Genomic DNA, 17,328 nt, shown 5'->3' with positions numbered 1-17,328 from the left:
TGGTCGGGTGTGCAGTAATAATTTGAAATGCGACGAAGGGTCACATGCGTGGCCGCGTTGCTGGAAATTTTCATACTGCCTGACGATCTAATCCACTTTCGCAGGGTGCGAAGGGGCTTGTCGTTCAGGTGGCCCGGCTTTCCCGGACTGCGGGCAAGGCCACCCGGACGCCTGCTGGAAGGGCGTGCGGGCAAACATCGGCGGGACGATGCGTCGGCCCGTCACTCAATCAGCCCAAGGCTCTGGATTGCTCATGTCGGACCGTTTCGAACTTTATCTCACTTGCCCCAAAGGTCTTGAAGGCCTGCTCGCCGAGGAGGCCCGTAGCCTGGGCCTGGACGATGTGCGGGAGCACACCTCTGCCATCCGTGGCTCGGCCGACATGGAAACCGCTTACCGCCTGTGCCTGTGGTCGCGTCTGGCCAACCGCGTGTTGTTGGTGCTCAAGCGCTTCGGCATGAAAAACGCCGATGAGCTCTACGACGGCGTGCATGGGGTCGAGTGGCAAGATCACTTGGCTGCTGACGGCACCTTGGCCGTGGAATTCAGTGGTCATGGCTCCGGAATCGACAACACCCATTTCGGTGCCCTTAAGGTCAAGGACGCGATCGTCGACAAGCTACGCAACCGCGAAGGACAGCGCCCGTCCGTGGACAAGATTGATCCTGACGTGCGTGTGCATCTGCGCCTGGATCGTGGCGAGGCGATCCTCTCCCTGGACTTGTCCGGACACAGCCTGCATCAACGCGGTTACCGTCTGCAGCAAGGTGCTGCGCCCTTGAAGGAGAACCTGGCGGCGGCGGTGCTGATCCGAGCCGGCTGGCCACGCATCGCCGCCGAAGGCGGCGCGTTGGCCGACCCGATGTGCGGTGTGGGCACGTTCCTGGTAGAAGCCGCGATGATCGCCGCGGATATCGCGCCCAACCTCAAGCGTGAGCGGTGGGGCTTCACGGCCTGGCTTGGCCATGTGCCGGCGTTGTGGCGCAAAGTTCACGAGCAAGCCCAGGCCCGCGCCCAGGCGGGTCTGGCCAAGCCTGCGCTGTGGATCCGCGGCTATGAGGCCGATCCGCGGCTGATCCAGCCGGGGCGTAACAACGTCGAGCGCGCAGGTCTGGGCGACTGGGTGAAGATCTATCAGGGCGAAGTCGGCAGTTTCGAACCGCGTCCGGACCAGAACCAGAAAGGCCTGGTCATCAGCAACCCACCCTACGGTGAGCGTCTGGGTGACGAAGCCAGCCTGCTGTACCTCTACCAAAACCTTGGGGAGCGTTTGCGTCAAGCCTGCCTGGGCTGGGAGGCGGCAGTGTTCACTGGCGCCCCCGAGCTGGGCAAGCGCATGGGTATTCGCAGCCACAAGCAGTACGCCTTCTGGAACGGCGCCTTGCCGTGCAAGCTGCTGCTATTCAAGGTTCAGCCCGACCAGTTCGTTACCGGCGAGCGTCGCCCGGCCGAGCCGGATGCAGGCGCTGCGCAGCGTCCGGCAGCCGTGGCCAGTGAACCGGCGCGCCTGTCCGAAGGCGCGCAAATGTTCGCCAATCGCCTGCAGAAGAACCTCAAGCAGTTGGGCAAGTGGGCCCGTCGCGAGCAGGTCGATTGCTACCGCTTGTATGACGCCGACATGCCCGAATATGCCCTGGCGGTGGACCTTTACCAAGAATGGGTGCACGTGCAGGAGTATGCCGCGCCACGCTCTGTCGATCCGGACAAGGCTCAAGCGCGTCTGCTCGATGCCTTGGCCGCCATCCCGCAGGCCCTGGGTATCGACCCACAGCGTGTGGTGCTCAAGCGCCGGGAGCGCCAGAGTGGGACGCGTCAGTACGAGCGCCAAGGTGCCGAAGGCCGCTTCCAGGAGGTGAACGAAGGGGGTGTAAAGCTGCTGGTGAACCTCACGGACTATCTGGACACCGGCTTGTTCCTCGACCATCGTCCGATTCGTCTGCGCATCCAGCGCGAGGCGTCGGGCAAGCGCTTCCTCAATCTGTTCTGCTATACCGCGACGGCCACGGTGCACGCCGCCAAGGGCGGGGCCCGCAGCACCACCAGTGTCGATTTGTCCAAGACCTATCTGGACTGGGCGCGTCGCAACCTGGCGCTCAACGGTTTTTCGGACCGCCATCGCCTGGAGCAGGGCGAGGTGATGGCCTGGCTGGAAGGCAACCGGGACAGCTACGACCTGATCTTCATCGACCCGCCGACCTTCTCCAATTCCAAGCGCATGGAAGGGGTGTTCGATGTGCAGCGCGATCATGTGCAGTTGCTGGACTTGGCCATGGCACGCCTGGCGCCAGGCGGGGTGCTGTACTTCTCCAACAACTTCCGCAAATTCCAGCTCGATCCGAGTCTGGTCGAGCGATATGCCGTCGAGGAGATCAGTCATCAGACCCTGGATCCTGATTTCGCGCGCAACAATCGAATCCACCGGGCGTGGCGCATTCAGGCGCGATAAGCGGCGTGTATGAGGTTGCGTGGCTAGTGGCCAATAGCTATAACTGACGCGAAGGGCCCGACAATTCGCAGGACGCTGACGTGATGAGATTGCTTTATGTCGAAGTGTGGCGTTCGTGCGAAGGTGCTCGGCATGTTCCGCGAAGCGCTGCCCGCCTGGGGGGTGGCGTTGGTGGTCCTGGTCGCTGGCGGTCTGTTGACGGCGGCCTTGGCCATTGCCACGCAGAGCTTCTACACGCAGCAACTGCGTCAGCGCTTCGAGCTGTTGGCTAACGAGCGGTACAGTCGCATCGCCGAACGTTTCGACGACCAGGAGCAGCGCTTGGATGGCCTGCGACGGTTTTTCAGTTATTCCAACGAAATCACCCCGCAGGAGTTTGACGGTTACGCGCGGCCACTGTTGTACCGGACCCAGGCGTATTCCTGGGCGCCCCGGGTCGATGCTGGACAACGCGCCGATTTCGAGCGACGTGCCAGTGCCTGGCTTGGGCAGGCGTATCAGATTCGTGATCAGGACGCACAGGGTATCTGGCATCCTGCGCCCACGCGTGACTATTACTATCCGGTGCTCTATACCCAGGCGGCGTCCCTGCAAGGGCAGCCTTACGGCCTGGACTTGCGTGGACAGCCCCTTCGCGAGGCCACCCTTGTTCGGGCTAAGTCACCCGGCAGCATGGCGGTCTCTGCGCCGCTGGACATGATCAATGTCGAGCCTACCTATGCCCGTGGGGTGCTGGTCGTGGCGCCGGTGTTCGCTGATGGTGATCCCGGTGGGTTGCCTTCTGGCTATGTCATGGCGTTGCTGAGCATGCAGCGCTTGGTCGCCGAAGGGCTGCCGCCTGCCGCGGATGACAACCTGGTGGTGCGCATTATCGATACCTCCGGAGCCAAAGGGCCGGAGGTGCTGTTCGACTCACGCAACACCGTCGCCCAGGTGCCATTGGCCAGCACCCACCTTTTGCATCTGGCCGATCACCATTATCAGCTCGATATCCGTCCCAGCCGGGCTTTTCTCCAAGCCAACCGCTCCTCCGCGGTGGTGGTGGTCAGTTTGCTGGGTGGTTTGCTCAGCGTCTTGCTCAGTGCCTTGCTCTACAGCCTGTTCAGCCAGCGTCAGCGTGCCCTGGCACTGGTCGATCAGCGCACTGGCGAATTGCGGGTCAGCGAGCAGTCCTTGCGCGATACCCACAATCAGCTGCGCAGCGTATTGGACGCCGCGACACAGGTCGCCATCATCGCCACCAGCCTCAAGGGCCTGGTCAGTACCTTCAATGCCGGTGCCGAGCGCATGCTGGGCTATTCGGCAAGCGAAGCCATTGGTCAGTTGCGGCTGGAGGATCTGGTCCCCCCTGAGGAACTCAGCCAGCGCGCCCACGCCCTGAGCGTGCGCTATGGACGCGAGATCGGCGGTGGCCAGGCGATGTTTGCCGAGACCGTGCAGGAAAAAGGGACCGAGGCAGGGGAGTGGACCTTGGTGCGCAAGGATGGCAGCCGCCTGCTGGCCAACATGCTGGTCACTGCGGTACTGGACGAGCAGGGGTTGTGGGTTGGCTACCTGGCCATCTGCATCGACGTCACCGAACGGCGGCGCGTCCATGAAGCGCTGGCGGCCCGTGATCGGTTGTTGGAGAAGCTCAGCGCCGAAGTGCCCGGTGGGATCTACCAGTACCGCCTGGATGCCGACGGACACTCTTGTTTCCCCTATGCCAGCCAAGGCCTGCACGATATCTATGAAGTCGATCTGAAGACGCTGCGTGAGGATGCATCGGCGGTGTTCGAACGCATCCACCCCGATGACCTGGAGCGCGTCCGTCGCTCGGTCCGTTATTCGGCCTTGCACCTGACACCCTGGCGTGAGGAGTACCGCGTGATACTGCCTCAGGCGGGCCTGCGCTGGGTGCGCGGGGAAGCTACCCCCGAAATCGGTGAGGGAGGATGCACCTTGTGGCATGGCTACCAGACGGACATCTCCGACCTCAAGCGGGTGGAGGAAGAGCTTCGGGCGCTTTCGGTCACCGATGCCTTGACCGGCATCCATAACCGGCGACATTTCCAGGAACGATTGCAGAACGAGCTGGAGCGTGCACAGCGTGACGGATTGGAGCTGGCGGTGATCATGCTGGATATCGATCATTTCAAGCGGATCAATGACCAGTACGGCCATGCGGTGGGCGATCATGTGTTGCGCAGCCTTTGCCAGCGGATCGGCAGTCGCCTGCGGCGTACCGATGTGTTTTGCCGTTTGGGGGGCGAGGAGTTCATGGTGCTTTGCCCGGGTAGCAATGCCGAGCAGGCACGATCATTGGCATTGGAGCTGTGGCAGGGGGTTCGCAGTGTTCCGGTCGATGGAGTGGGCCGGGTGACGGCGAGCTTTGGAGTGGCGGGTTGGCGACCGGGGGAGGGAGCTGATGCGTTGCTGTTGCGGGCTGACGCCGGGGTGTATGCGGCCAAGCAGGCGGGGCGGGATCGGGTTGAGGCGGAGTTGCGCTGAGGGTGGGATTGCCTGTAGGCGCGGCGGTTCGGCGCTCTGATTTACCCGCGAATTGGCCGGAACAAACAACACATTAATTAGCTTGTTTGCCTTTGGTGCGCTGTAGTTCAGTCGCCGCCGATCGTGACCTCAGGAGGCCGGAGGTGGGAGCCAGCGGTTTTGCCTACTTTGCTTGCGAGCAAAGTAGGTCGCCGTAAAGGCGAAAAGCGCCGGTGGCGCCCCACCCAGAATGGATATCACACTATCTGAAAGCCCAAGCCGATCAAGGCACCCCAGCCGCCGCAGTACTTCCCACCTTCGGCTGCCGGTAAAGATCCAGCAACACCTGATCCAACACCTGCGATGCCCCCCAGGGCTTGGGATCATTCAGAATCGCCGCCACCGCCCAGGTGTTTCCATTGCTATCCCGGCTGAACCCGGCAATCGCCCGAACGGTGTTCAGGGTGCCGGTCTTGATGTGCCCTTCACCGGTCATGGCCGTGCGCTTGAGCCGCTTGCGCATGGTGCCATCCATGCCTACCAGCGGCATGGAACTGATGAATTCGGCGGAGTAGGGGCTCTTCCAAGCTGCCTGCAGCAGCGCCGCCATCTCGCGAGTGCTGACCCGCTCTGCACGGGACAGGCCGGAGCCGTTTTCCATGATCAGGTGCGGCGCGGTGATGCCTTTTTTCGCCAGCCACTGACGTACCACACGCTGGGCTGCGCGGGCGTCGTCGCCGTCGGCATCCGTGCGGAACTGCGCACCCAGGCTCAGGAACAGCTGCTGGGCCATGGTGTTGTTGCTGTACTTGTTGATGTCGCGGATCACCTCGACCAAGTCCGGCGAGAATGCCCGTGCCAGCAGGCGTGCACCTTTGGGCACGTTCTCGATGCGATCGCGGCCCTGAATGCTACCGCCCAGTTCGTTCCAGATCGCTCGCACCGCACCGGCGGCATAGGTCGGATGATCGAGCAGCGACAGATAGGTCTGTGAGTTGCAGCCTTCGCCAAGCTGGCCACTGACGACTACGCTGACGCCGTCGGCCTGGGTGACCGGGTTGTAACGTACATCACCTGCACATTTTCTGGAGGCGACGGCCTTGACCTGGTTGTCGATGCGCACGTTCGCAAGCGGCGGCTCCATGGCCACAGTGACTTTTCCGCCATCGTTGCGGGCCACGAAGCGCAGGGCCTTCAGGTTGACCAGCAGCGAGTCGGGGCGGACCAGGAACGGCTTGTTCACATCACCGCCGTCGTCATTGAACTGCGGCAGGTTGGGCTGAACGAAATGGCTGCGATCCAGCACCAGGTCGCCCGTCACCGTGCGCACGCCGTTGGCGCGCAGGTCACGCATCAGCAGCCAGAGCTTTTCCATGTTCAGTTTCGGATCGCCACCGCCTTTGAGGTACAGGTTGCCGTTGAGTACGCCGTTGCTCAGGGTGCCATCGGTGTAGAACTCGGTTTTCCACTGGAAGGTGGGGCCCAGCAGTTCCAGCGCCGCATAGGTGGTCACCAGCTTCATGGTCGAGGCCGGGTTGACCGAGACATCGGCGTTGAACACGGTGGGCGTGCCGGGACCGTTGAGCGGCAGCATCACCAGGGACAGGGCTGAGTCCTGCAGTTTGTTGGCTTTGAGCGCCTGTTGCACTTTCGGCGGGAGGGTAGTGTTGACGGGCGCGGCCTGGCCAGGCATGGCGAAGGGCAGGAACAGGCTGGCGAGAATCAGGGGACGGAGCGTTTTGATCATGTGCAATTTGAACCCTGCGGACGAGGGAAAGTGACATTGGGGCTGTACAAGATGATGGCCCCAGGACGAAATATAGTGCGCATTATGCCCCAAGCGCATCCTCCATGGGCCATGTTCGACGGAAAAGCGCCGCAGCCGCCCGGAAACTGGTAAAGTGCCGCGCGTTAATACTCAAGAGGATAGTTTCATGGCCACCAACCGTTCCCGTCGCCTGCGCAAGAAACTGTGCGTGGACGAATTCCAGGAGCTGGGTTTCGAACTGAACCTGGAATTCAAGGAAGACCTGTCCGACGAAGCCATCGATGCCTTCCTCGATGCCTTCCTCGCTGAAGCCATGGATGCCAACGGCCTGGATTACGTCGGTGGTGATGACTTCGGCCTGGTTTGCCTGGCCAAGCGTGGCTCGGTCAGCGAAGAGCAGCGCGCCATTGTCGAAGCGTGGCTCAAGGGCCGCAGCGAACTGACCAAAATCGAACTCAGCCCGCTGCTGGACGCTTGGTATCCGGACAAGCCAATCAACACCCAGGCTTCCTGATCCGCCCCGAGCAGCGTATTTACGCGCTGCTCATCCAGCCCTGGCCGGGTGTTGCAAATGCCTGGCCAGCGCTTTCTCCGTTCGGCGCATATGCCGTGCCAATACCTGCCGTCGCAGTTTCAGCTGTGCCAATGGCAAGGTTTCCTGCTCCAGTGCTTCACACGCCTCCATCAGATCCCTGGCTTCCAGCATCCTGGCCGTGCTGAGGATCTTGTGTGCCTGAGCGGCAATGGCCCGTGCATCTTTCGGGTCGATGGCCATCAGCGTGGCCAGGTCTTGTATCAAACTTTCCAGTAAGGCGTTGAGGAGTCGAGTACGGCTGTCCGGGTCGTCACCAACGATGGCGGACAGGCCCTCAAGGGCGAGACGTTTGCTTGCCCTGCGCCTTGGCGACGCATGCCAACTCGGTTCGATGCCTGCCAGGCGCTGATTCAGCGTGTGCAGGCCTATCGGCTTGAGGAGACAGTCGTCCATGCCAACGTCCAGGCAACGCTGACGGACTTCCGGCTGGGCGTTGGCGGTGTAGCCAAGGATCAGGCAGCGTGGCCAGTCGCGTTGGCGCTCTATCGCGCGGATGGCTTCAGCGACTTGGTAGCCGTTCATTTGCGGCATGTTGCAGTCGAGAATCACCACATCGAAACCGCCCGCGCGCCATTTTTCCAGCCCTTCACGGCCATCGCTGGCGACGGACAGGCTCAGCCCCAGGAAACTCAACTGCTGTTCCATCAACAACAGGTTGGCCGGGTGGTCATCGATGACCAGTACGTTCAGCCCGCTGTTCGGTGTCTCCACGTCCTGCACCAGTGGGGTGGTCACCGGTGGCGCTTCGACGCGTTGCAGGGGCATTACCAGGGTCACCTGAGTGCCGACGCCAGGCAGGCTCTTGATGCTCAGCGTCCCTCCCATCATCTCGCTCAGGCTATGACTGATCGCCAATCCCAAACCGGTTCCAGCCCTTGCTCCCTCGCTGTGTGGATTGGCCTGGACGAACGGGTTGAACAGCTCCTTGAGTGCCTCCTCGTGGATCCCGATGCCGGTGTCGCGGACTTTGAGTTCCAGACACGGGCCATCGCGATCGGTGTCCTCGTTCACGAGCAAGTTGATCTGGATCTGGCCTTGGTCGGTGAACTTGATGGCATTGCTGACCAGGTTCGACAGCACCTGCTTGAACCGCAGTGGATCGAGCAGCGCGTGGCAACGGGCGTTTGGCGCGATGACCACTTGCAAGGCCAGGTCTTTCTGTCGCGCCAGGCCAGCGAATAGCCTGGCCACTGACTCGACCAGAACGCTGGGATCGACCGACTCCGGGGAAAGGCATAAATGGCCGGACTCGATCCTGACGATGTCCAGGATGTCGCCGATGAGCCCGAGCAGGTCTTTTGCCGAATGGTAGGCGACCTCCAGGGATGGCCGGTCCAGTTGCCCGCGATCCGCCCGGCGCACTGCCAGCTCCAGCATGCCAATGACTGCATTCATAGGCGTGCGGATCTCGTGGCTAATGGTCGCCAGGAAGGTGCTTTTAGCACGGTTGGCGTCGTCGGCACGTTGTTTGGCCAGGCGCAGCTCCTGGACCAGCTCGCGACGGTCACTGATGTCGATCCAGCCACCGATGATCCCCTGGACTTCACCTAGGGAGTCGCGATAGGGCAGGATCCAGTGGTAGATGGTCAGCTCCCGTCCTCCCATGCGCAGTGGACGGTCCAGGATCAAGGGGGTGCCGGCGGCCATGACTTGCTCGTAGTCGGCCTCCATCTGTTGGGTATATTCCCGATCAGCACCCGGGCTTTCATCCAGTCGCTTGCCCATGACCTCGTCGGTTTGGGCATCGACAGCCTGCAAGTAGCTGTCATTACAGCTTTGCAGCCGCCCTTCACGATCCCGCACATACATCGGATGAGGGGTGCCGTTGAGCAAGGCTCGCATGAACTCAAGCTGGTCGTTGAGTGCCCGCTCGGCGCATTTGCGTTGCCTGATCTGCCACCGTAGGTGCGCGTTCCAGATCAGTGCCAAAAGCAACAGCAAGCCGACTGCCAGCAAGAACTTCAGCGCCAGGCGACGAAACTCCCGCCAATACACGTCGTCATGCAGCCGATAGCCTCCCCAGCGATTGTTGATCACGCCAAGCTCCTCCGGCGAGATGCTTTGCAAGGCTTTGTCCAAGATCGACGCCAGTGCATGGGCCTGGCTGTTGGTGGCCATCGCGACTGTGGCCGGCTCGCTGCCGATCGTACTGCGAATGACCAAGTCCGGGTTTCCGGCCAGGGCATGGTTGGCGTCGATCAGGGTGGTGATGGCCGCATCGACTTCACCACTGCTTAGCAGCGCAATGGAAAAGAATGGGCTGTCGGTCTCGATCTTGCTGATCTTCGGGTAACGGGCCGAGAGCAAGCCGGCCATGATGCTGTCGCGGGTGATCGCGACCTGCCGGTTCTGCAGGTGCTCCAGGGACGCCGCCTGGTCACTGCCTGCGCGGGTGACCAGTACATAGGTGCTTTCCAGGTACGGCCGGCTGATATGCAGGGCACCATCGTGCTTTTCGTCGCTGGAAATGGCGGCGATGACATCGGCCCGGCCGTCCTTGAGTCGGGCCAGCATGTCCCGGATGCCGCTGGCCCGCTCGATCTCGAAGCGCAGACCCGTGCGCAGCCGGATCAGGTCCAGCAGATCGGCGGCGATACCGCGAAAGTTGCCGTTGCTGTCGAAGTAGGAAACCGGAGCGGCGGTCTCGTTGATCGCCACGCGCATCACCGGATGTTCCCGCAGCCATTGCTCTTCGCCGGCCGAGAGCTGAAGCTTGCGATCAGTCAGCAGATAATCGCTTCCCGCCCCCCAACGCTTGAAGATGCTGGCGGCCATGATGGGTGTCTGGCTCTCTAGGGTCGCATCGATCACCTCCTTGAGAATGGTGTCCTGGCGGCGCAGGGCGAAACTAAAGCCAATGGCCTCGTGCTTGCCGAAGCTCGCCATGCGCAAAGGCGGGAGATGGCCGCGATTGAGTTGGTAATGGGTCGAAATGGTATCGCCAATGAACACGTCGGCCTGGCCGAAAGCGACAGCATTCAGCGCCAATGTGGAGGAGCGAAATGCCAGCAGTTCGGCCTTCGGATAGGCACTGAGTACTTCTTTGGGCGAGAGATAGTGATAGAGCATGCTCAGGCGCAGCCCTTTGAGTTCGTCATCCAGTACGCGGCGCTCATGTTCTCGCGTCACCAGCACTGGCTGGTCGATCGCATAAGGACGAGAGAGCGCAAGGCCTGCGACGGCTTCATAACCATTGGCGCTGCCAAGCAAGTCGATCCGGCCATGCTTGAGCGCTTCGATCGCTGACTGGCGGCTGTCGAAGCCCAGCACGCGGACCTTCAATCCCAACGCAATGCCGATCAGGCCAGCGTATTCAGCGGTGAGCCCCTGGTAGTCGCGCCCGCCTGTGGTGATATCGAAAGGTGGGTAGTCCGGGAAGGATGTACCGATCACCAACTCTTGTTTTTCAGCGAGCCATTGGCGCTGGGTCGGTGTCAGCATTGGCAGAACCGGCTTTAGCGACGAGCGCGTCAGGAGGTTAAGTGCTTTGGGCCTGTTTTGGTGGGCGTGCGCTGGATGGCAAGCCAGCGCAAGGGCAACGATAAACAGGCAGGTTAGGTACCGCCCCATGTCGCACCTCAAACCAGCGCGTTGCGTTTGGCGACATCAATCAGGTCGACCAGCGTCTGGACCTGAAGTTTTTGCATCAAGCGCTTTTTGTAGGTGCTGACGGTTTTGTTACTCAGAAACATGCCCTTCGCAATTTCCTTATTGCTCTTTCCTTGGGCGAAAAGTTGCAAAACCATAAGTTCTCTGTCGTTAACGTGTCGGAAAAGTCGTATCTCGTGGTCTGGAATAATCTGGCTGGTGTTAACCGCTTGGCTGGGGAAATAGTTGTAACCGGAGAGCACGGCTTTTATTGCACTAAGCAGTTCGCTCAGGTCCTCTTGTTTGCCGACATATCCGGCGGCTCCCGATTGCATGCAACGCACCGCGAAAAGGGCGGGGCATTGTGCTGTCAGTACCAGCACTTTCAAGGGCAAGGCCATGCTCTGGAAGCGGGACAGGATTTCGAGGCCATCGAGCTTGGGAATGGCAATGTCGAGGATCACCAAGTCGGGACGTGTCTCTCGGACCATCTGCATGGCATGGACGCCATTGTCCGACTCACCGACGACCTTGTAATTCTGGTTTTCCAGCAACATGCGAACCGCCATGCGGATAACGGGATGATCATCGACAATATATACAGAGTGCATATTCAACTTCCATGCGGCGGGTGTCGGAAATAATGCGCACCTTAGCTCAGTTGGAAGTCGTCGGACATGCGAGGAGCTGCCACGACTCGCATATGGGAAAATGCCTACAGTAAAAAGCTACGCGCGCTACGAATTGAGCGTGTTGACGTCACCAAAGGCACCTGGTTTAGTAACTTTTTATTTTTAGATATTGATAAGTGTTTAATTCTGTTGAGGGCTAATAAGAAATTTCCTTCAATTACTAGCCCTCAAGACTATTGGGTACCCAGCCCTCAGGGAGGGCTGGAGCGTCCGGTCATTTCACTGGCCATCTCGCTGGCATAGCTGTCGGTCATGCCGGCGATGAAATCGATCATGCGCAGGAAGGCTGTATGCAGCGAGTCGTGCGGGTCTGGAGCGTGATTACCGATCAAATCCAGTACACGTCGGCTCTTGAAGGAAGGTGTACGCCCGCCGTGCTGCTCCAATGCCGCTCCACAAAATGCATTGAGGAGAATCTCGAGGGTAGTGTAGGCACCGATCTCGTGCAGGGTCTTGCGTTTGTCCTGGAAGATTTTCTTGCGGGCCATGTCCTTGGCCTGGAGCACGCAACGCTTGGCTGGACCGTGCATGTGTTCGACCAGATCGCCAGGCAGGTGCCCGGCAAGCAAGGCGGTCTGTTGTTCAACGAAGGCCTGGGCTGCCGCGTTGGTCAAATGCTCGATTGCCTTGCCACGCAGAATCGCCAGTTTGCGCCGCCGTGAGTCCGTGGGCCCCAGTTGACGGTAGGTTTCGGGCAAATCGTCACCTACCAGGTCGAGCAGCAGGGCCTCGACCTCGGCGTACTGCAGCAACTCCATCTCCAGGCCGTCTTCGAGGTCGATCAGGGCGTAGCAGATGTCATCTGCCGCCTCCATCAGGTATACCAGCGGATGGCGCGCCCAACGCTGCTGTTCGAGCTGCGGCAGGCCGAGCTTGCGGGCGATCTGCTCGAGCAGCGGCAATTCGCTCTGATAGCTACCGAATTTGTGTTTCTTATAGCCCAGGGCGTCGGCGTGGCGGGCGCTCCATGGATATTTGAGGTAGGTACCCAAAGTGGCGTAGGTCAGGCGGGTGCCGCCATCGAACTGGTGGTATTCGAGTTGGGTCAGTACACGAAACCCCTGGGCGTTGCCTTCGAAGTTGAGAAAATCTGCGCGCTCGTCATCGCTCATGTCGTCCAGCCAGCCACGTCCGGCGGCCTGCTGGAACCAGTGGCGAATGGCATCTTCGCCGGAATGGCCAAAAGGCGGATTGCCGATGTCATGGGCCAGGCACGCCGACTGCACGATCATGCCAAGGTCGCTGGGCTCGCACCAGGCCGGTAAGCGCTCGCGCAGGGTTTCGCCAACGCGCATGCCCAGCGAGCGACCGACGCAGCTGACCTCCAGTGAATGAGTCAGGCGGGTGTGGATGTGATCGTTGCTCGAAACGGGGTGGACCTGGGTTTTGCGCCCCAGGCGGCGGAAGGCACCGGAGAAGATGATGCGGTCATGGTCTTTGTGGAAGGGGCTGCGCCCCAGTTCCTCGGGGCTGTACAGGGCTTTGCCCAGGCGTTCGCGGGTCAGCAGGGTGTGCCAGTCCAAGGCTCGATCTCCCGTCAGGTGGACGCCATAGCTTCCCGTGTCGGGCGCGCCCGTGCAAGCAGCGGGCGCGATCGATCAGGGGCGTCGACTGTTGCGCAGGAACAATCGCACCAGCGGTGCCAGGCTAGTCCCCAGGCGCACGAGTCTGCCGAGGTTGCCGCTGCGCACGCCTTTGCCGGTGAGAAATCCCAGGGCGACCACAGCGCCCAGGCCCCAGAGCGGCGCATGCTTGATCCCCAGCCCATCTTGCAATGAATCGCCCATGCCACGCAGGCGGCGGACCGGCTCGAGCAGTTGCGCCGATTCGTGGTGGATCTGTTGGCGATGCATTTCAAGGCGCAGGCGCAGTAACGCCTTGCGCAGTTCACGGGGATTACGGGTGTTGGGCAGTTCGGGCAGGCTCATGGCAATAGGCGCTCCCTGTCCTTGGCGAGTTCTTCGAGGGTGGCACTGAAGGGGGACGACTCATCGAATACCGCCGCTTTCAGGCGCAGCCCACAGTACAGGGCGGCGATGCCGTAGAACACGCACAAGCCGATGATGCCGGCCAGGCGATAGCTGTCCCACAGCAACACCAGCACCAAGCCCGACAGGGCCGTCAACAGCAGGAGGGCGAAGACCAGGGCGAGGCCTGCGAACAGCAGCAGGCTCAGGGTGCGGGATTTTTGTTCCTGCAACTCGATGCCGAACAGCTCGATGTGGCTGTGCAGCAGGCCGAGCAACGCCGCGCCGAGGCGCTTGCCGGATGCGCTGGTGCCGGGGGCGTCGTTTTCCATGCTCACCCCTTAGCGTCGACTGGCCAGCAGGCCGATCAACAGGCCAACGCCGGCGGCAATGCCGATGGCCTGCCAAGGGTTTTCCTGGACGTATTGCTCGGCGCTGCCCAAGGCTGCCTGGCCACGTTCGCGGACCGAGTCCTGTGTCAGTTGCAGGGTTTCGCGGGCCTGGGCCAGACGGTCATGAAGCTGTTCACGCAGTTCGTCGGCCTGGTCGCCTGCCAGGTTGGCGGTGTCGGCGAGCAGCTTTTCGGTGTCGCGCACCAACGCCTGGAAGTCAGCCATCAGTATCTCTTGAGCAGTCTTTGCCGGTTTGCTGGCCATGGAGGCTCTCCCTGTAAAAGTGTGTGGCTATTTCGAGTGATGGGGTTGGCGGAAGGTTCAGTATGGCCGCTGGTACGGCCCTTGCTACCTCACGGAGCGTGGCCGCGCCGAATGCGTGCGCGGGCCATGCGATACCGATAAACCTTAACCCAATCCACGACAAACCCAAGAAAAAACCACGCAGGTCGCGCCCGGCTCACCGAAATAGGGCAAAGGCCTGGCACCGAATCGGTGCAGGGATGCGGGCTCTTGAACTGTCCTGGTGCCTTTTCAGCAGGTCTGCCTATTCATGGAAAACATGCACAGCGCGATGGACTCCCTCGTTCACGGCTCCAATACCTTGTTCCTCCTCATGGGCGCCATCTTGGTGCTCGCCATGCATGCGGGATTTGCCTTTCTGGAGGTCGGGACCGTACGTCACAAGAATCAGGTCAACGCTTTATCGAAGATCCTCAGCGACTTCGCGGTCTCGGCCTTGGTGTACTTCTTCGTGGGTTATTGGGTGGCCTATGGCGTGAGCTTCTTCCAGCCCGCCGCAACGCTGGCCGACGACCACGGTTATGCATTGGTCAAATGCTTCTTCTTGCTGACGTTTGCGGCGGCGATCCCGGCGATCATCTCCGGCGGCATTGCCGAGCGCGCTCGCTTCGTGCCGCAGCTGTGCGCCACGGCCTTGATCGTGGCGGTGGTCTATCCGCTCTTCGAAGGCGTGGTATGGAACGGCAACTTCGGGCTGCAGGCTTGGTTGCAAGCGCGCTTCGGAGCACCGTTCCATGACTTTGCCGGCTCGGTGGTGGTGCATGCCATGGGCGGCTGGCTGGCGCTGGCGGCGGTGCTGTTGCTCGGTGCACGCCGTGGGCGCTATCGCGAAGGGCGCCTGGTGGCCTTCGCACCGTCGAGCATTCCATTCCTGGCATTGGGGTCATGGATCCTGATCATCGGTTGGTTCGGCTTCAACGTCATGAGCGCCCAGACCCTGCAAGGGGTCAGTGGGTTGGTGGCGATCAACTCGCTGCTGGCCATGGTCGGCGGCACCTTGTCGGCCTTGCTGGCCGGGCGTAACGACCCGGGCTTTCTGCACAACGGCCCGCTGGCCGGATTGGTGGCTGTGTGTGCCGGTTCGGACGTCATGCACCCTGTCGGAGCGCTGGCCACGGGTTTGATCGCTGGCGTGCTGTTCGTCTGGTGCTTCACCGCGGCGCAGAACCGCTGGAAGATCGACGATGTCCTCGGGGTCTGGCCGCTGCATGGCCTATGCGGCCTCTGGGGCGGTATCGCCTGCGGCATTTTCGGGCAGATGGCCCTCGGCGGGATGGGGGGCGTCAGTCTGGGCAGTCAGTTGGTGGGCAGCCTGGCGGGCGTCATCGTGGCGTTGGCTGGTGGTTTTGCGGTCTATGGCCTGATCAAGCGGGTACACGGGCTGCGTCTTAGCCATGAGCAGGAATTCCAAGGCGCAGACTTGTCGCTGCACCGCATCGGGGCGACCAATCAAGATTGACGCGCGTCAGATGCGCGGGAGCAAGCATGGTCCTAGAATGGGTATCCCGTTCCCGCAGACTCGAGGCGTGTCCATGCTGCCTGAATGCCAACTGTTCGGCACCTTGGGGTGCCACCTGTGCGAAGTCGCCGAGGCCATGCTGATGCCGTTCATCGAGCATGGCTTGTTGGTGGAGCTGGTCGATATCGCTGAAAGCGAGGCGCTGTTCGAGCGCTATGGGCTGCGCATTCCGGTACTTCGCCGGTGCGATACCGGCGTCGAGCTGGGCTGGCCGTTCGATGCCGAGCAAGTCGTGGCGTTTCTGGGGTGAGCCGTTGACGCAGGCTTGGGCGAATCCGTATGCTGTATATAAATACAGTATACGGATTCGCCCATGTTCAACGTCGAGCAACTGAAGTACAGCGTCAATCGCATGCCGCCCGAGCAGGTATGCGAGGCCGTGCTGGAACTGCGCCTCGAAGGCTTGGTGACCGACGACCGGACTCCGTTCGGCAAAGTCCATTTCAACACCTGTTTCGCTGAGATCGAGGCGTTGTTCCAGCGCGCGGGTTATCACCGTGCGCTGGATGTGGTGGGTTACCAGGGGCTGATCTATGCCCTTTACGATCCCGCCCGCTGGGAGCCAGTGCAAGTACTGCGCTGGCTCAAGGAGCGCACTGAACTGCAGGCCAAGGCTGGTTGAGCCTGTAGCCATGGGGGATAATGCCCGCCTTTGAATTCCCGAGCCCTGTCATGACCGCACCTTTCGACCCTGCCCATCAGCAAGCCAGTACTGTCTGCCTGCCTCCGGGCTCCTGGCAAACCGTGCTCGATTGCCTGTGCGAGCACTTCAAGGGGATCGATCGTGAACAGTGGTTGGACCGCTTCGCCCGGGGGCGGGTGCTGGATGCACAAGGGCAGCCCATTGCGGCGGACTTTCCCTACCGTCGGGGCATGCGCTTGCACTACTTTCGCGAAGTGCTCAATGAAAAGCCGATTCCCGTACAGGAGTCGATCCTGCATGTCGATGAGCATCTGGTGGTCGCGGACAAACCGCATTTTCTGCCAGTCACGCCGACCGGCGAATACGTCGAACAGACCTTGCTGCGCCGCCTGATCCGCCGTCTGGATAACCCGCATCTGGTGCCGTTGCACCGCATCGACCGGCATACCGCGGGCCTGGTGCTGTTTTCCGCCAATCCGCAGACCCGCAGCGCCTATCAACGGCTGTTTCCCGAGCGGCGTATCGACAAACGCTACCAGGCCATAGCGGCGGCACTGCCTGAGCGCGAATTCCCTTTGGTGCACCGTAGCCGCCTGGTGCATGGCGAACCCTTCTTCCGCATGCATGAGGTGGACGGTGTGGAGAACAGCGAAACCCTTGCCGAAGTGCTGGAGAAGAACGGCAAGCTGTGGCGCTACGGGCTCTCACCGGTGACAGGCAAGACGCACCAATTGCGGGTGCATATGGCGGCGTTGGGTGCCGGTATCTGCAATGACCCGTTCTATCCGCAGCTTTCGAAGGATGAGGACGACTACCAACGCCCCTTGAAGCTGCTGGCGCACAGTTTGCGTTTCCAGGATCCCCTGACTGGGGAGATGCGTTACTTCGAGAGCCGACTCTCGCTGGATTGGTGAAATCTGTCGGGGTGAGGGCAAGCCCGCGCCTA

14 protein-coding genes are annotated in these 17,328 nt (G+C 61.2%); 7 read left to right on the top strand and 7 right to left on the bottom strand.

The genetic code is table 11. The features are described 5' to 3' along the window. Positions 1–253 precede the first annotated feature (253 nt). Positions 254–2,446, top strand: coding sequence for a bifunctional 23S rRNA (guanine(2069)-N(7))-methyltransferase RlmK/23S rRNA (guanine(2445)-N(2))-methyltransferase RlmL (rlmKL, locus tag AB1N67_RS17225; protein WP_367863315.1), 2,193 nt, complete (start codon positions 254–256; stop codon positions 2,444–2,446). A gap of 96 nt (positions 2,447–2,542) precedes the next feature. Further along, the gene (locus tag AB1N67_RS17220) at positions 2,543–4,936 is read left to right on the top strand and encodes a diguanylate cyclase (protein ID WP_317847199.1); all 2,394 of its coding nucleotides are present in this window, start codon (positions 2,543–2,545) and stop codon (positions 4,934–4,936) included. A 262-nt stretch (positions 4,937–5,198) separates the two neighbouring features. Here AB1N67_RS17220 and dacB read toward each other — a convergent pair whose 3' ends face one another. Continuing rightward, positions 5,199–6,662, bottom strand: a complete 1,464-nt coding sequence (gene dacB / locus AB1N67_RS17215; RefSeq protein WP_043206731.1) for a D-alanyl-D-alanine carboxypeptidase/D-alanyl-D-alanine-endopeptidase — start codon at positions 6,660–6,662, stop codon at positions 5,199–5,201. A 187-nt stretch (positions 6,663–6,849) separates the two neighbouring features. Here dacB and AB1N67_RS17210 point away from each other — a divergent pair, with 187 nt between their 5' ends. Continuing rightward, positions 6,850–7,197 (top strand): YggL family protein, encoded by a 348-nt coding sequence (locus tag AB1N67_RS17210; protein WP_043206729.1) that lies wholly within the window; start codon positions 6,850–6,852, stop codon positions 7,195–7,197. A 30-nt stretch (positions 7,198–7,227) separates the two neighbouring features. Here AB1N67_RS17210 and AB1N67_RS17205 read toward each other — a convergent pair whose 3' ends face one another. The 6 genes from AB1N67_RS17205 to AB1N67_RS17180 form a co-directional block, all read right to left on the bottom strand. Continuing rightward, complete coding sequence (locus AB1N67_RS17205; protein WP_367863314.1) at positions 7,228–10,848, bottom strand: transporter substrate-binding domain-containing protein; 3,621 nt, start codon at positions 10,846–10,848, stop codon at positions 7,228–7,230. Between the two features lie 8 nt (positions 10,849–10,856). Beyond that, positions 10,857–11,477, bottom strand: coding sequence for a response regulator transcription factor (locus AB1N67_RS17200; protein WP_043206726.1), 621 nt, complete (start codon positions 11,475–11,477; stop codon positions 10,857–10,859). A gap of 272 nt (positions 11,478–11,749) precedes the next feature. Next, complete coding sequence (locus tag AB1N67_RS17195; RefSeq protein ID WP_090343858.1) at positions 11,750–13,081, bottom strand: deoxyguanosinetriphosphate triphosphohydrolase; 1,332 nt, start codon at positions 13,079–13,081, stop codon at positions 11,750–11,752. A gap of 75 nt (positions 13,082–13,156) precedes the next feature. Next, complete coding sequence (locus AB1N67_RS17190; protein ID WP_043206724.1) at positions 13,157–13,486, bottom strand: hypothetical protein; 330 nt, start codon at positions 13,484–13,486, stop codon at positions 13,157–13,159. Further along, positions 13,483–13,857 carry a phage holin family protein gene (locus tag AB1N67_RS17185; protein WP_043206723.1) on the bottom strand — a complete coding sequence of 125 codons (375 nt, stop codon included), beginning with the start codon at positions 13,855–13,857 and terminating at the stop codon, positions 13,483–13,485. The genes AB1N67_RS17190 and AB1N67_RS17185 overlap by 4 nt, the downstream gene beginning before the upstream one ends. 9 nt (positions 13,858–13,866) lie before the next feature. After that, positions 13,867–14,181: a YqjD family protein gene (locus tag AB1N67_RS17180; protein WP_043206722.1), complete on the bottom strand. Its 315-nt coding sequence runs from the start codon at positions 14,179–14,181 to the stop codon at positions 13,867–13,869. Positions 14,182–14,470: 289 nt separating this feature from the next. On the opposite strand from AB1N67_RS17180, the gene AB1N67_RS17175 reads away from it, so the two are divergent. From AB1N67_RS17175 to AB1N67_RS17160, 4 genes are all read left to right on the top strand, one after another. Beyond that, on the top strand, positions 14,471–15,679 hold the full coding sequence (locus AB1N67_RS17175; protein ID WP_090343860.1) for an ammonium transporter: 1,209 nt from the start codon (positions 14,471–14,473) through the stop codon (positions 15,677–15,679). 73 nt (positions 15,680–15,752) lie between these two features. Continuing rightward, positions 15,753–15,989, top strand: a complete 237-nt coding sequence (locus tag AB1N67_RS17170) for a glutaredoxin family protein (protein ID WP_367863313.1) — start codon at positions 15,753–15,755, stop codon at positions 15,987–15,989. Between the two features lie 63 nt (positions 15,990–16,052). After that, positions 16,053–16,361 (top strand): transcriptional regulator, encoded by a 309-nt coding sequence (locus tag AB1N67_RS17165; RefSeq protein ID WP_070573380.1) that lies wholly within the window; start codon positions 16,053–16,055, stop codon positions 16,359–16,361. Between the two features lie 50 nt (positions 16,362–16,411). Next, positions 16,412–17,296, top strand: a complete 885-nt coding sequence (locus AB1N67_RS17160) for a pseudouridine synthase (RefSeq protein ID WP_102081933.1) — start codon at positions 16,412–16,414, stop codon at positions 17,294–17,296. Positions 17,297–17,328: the final 32 nt, after the last annotated feature.

Source organism: Pseudomonas guariconensis, from assembly GCF_040822035.1.
GTDB classification, from domain to species: Bacteria; Pseudomonadota; Gammaproteobacteria; order Pseudomonadales; family Pseudomonadaceae; genus Aquipseudomonas; species Aquipseudomonas guariconensis.
This window is presented reverse-complemented; position numbering and strand designations above follow the sequence as displayed.

Bases quoted from the DNA above. Each gene is read 5' to 3' on its own strand.
- AB1N67_RS17205 (WP_367863314.1), bottom strand. From the start codon at position 10,848: ATGGGGCGGTACCTAACCTGCCTGTTTATCGTTGCCCTTGCGCTGGCT.
- AB1N67_RS17220 (WP_317847199.1), top strand. From the start codon at position 2,543: ATGTCGAAGTGTGGCGTTCGTGCGAAGGTGCTCGGCATGTTCCGCGAA.
- rlmKL (WP_367863315.1), top strand. From the start codon at position 254: ATGTCGGACCGTTTCGAACTTTATCTCACTTGCCCCAAAGGTCTTGAA.
- AB1N67_RS17210 (WP_043206729.1), top strand. From the start codon at position 6,850: ATGGCCACCAACCGTTCCCGTCGCCTGCGCAAGAAACTGTGCGTGGAC.
- AB1N67_RS17200 (WP_043206726.1), bottom strand. From the start codon at position 11,477: ATGCACTCTGTATATATTGTCGATGATCATCCCGTTATCCGCATGGCG.
- AB1N67_RS17175 (WP_090343860.1), top strand. From the start codon at position 14,471: ATGGAAAACATGCACAGCGCGATGGACTCCCTCGTTCACGGCTCCAAT.
- AB1N67_RS17170 (WP_367863313.1), top strand. From the start codon at position 15,753: ATGCTGCCTGAATGCCAACTGTTCGGCACCTTGGGGTGCCACCTGTGC.
- AB1N67_RS17190 (WP_043206724.1), bottom strand. From the start codon at position 13,486: ATGAGCCTGCCCGAACTGCCCAACACCCGTAATCCCCGTGAACTGCGC.
- AB1N67_RS17165 (WP_070573380.1), top strand. From the start codon at position 16,053: ATGTTCAACGTCGAGCAACTGAAGTACAGCGTCAATCGCATGCCGCCC.
- AB1N67_RS17180 (WP_043206722.1), bottom strand. From the start codon at position 14,181: ATGGCCAGCAAACCGGCAAAGACTGCTCAAGAGATACTGATGGCTGAC.
- AB1N67_RS17160 (WP_102081933.1), top strand. From the start codon at position 16,412: ATGACCGCACCTTTCGACCCTGCCCATCAGCAAGCCAGTACTGTCTGC.
- AB1N67_RS17185 (WP_043206723.1), bottom strand. From the start codon at position 13,857: ATGGAAAACGACGCCCCCGGCACCAGCGCATCCGGCAAGCGCCTCGGC.
- dacB (WP_043206731.1), bottom strand. From the start codon at position 6,662: ATGATCAAAACGCTCCGTCCCCTGATTCTCGCCAGCCTGTTCCTGCCC.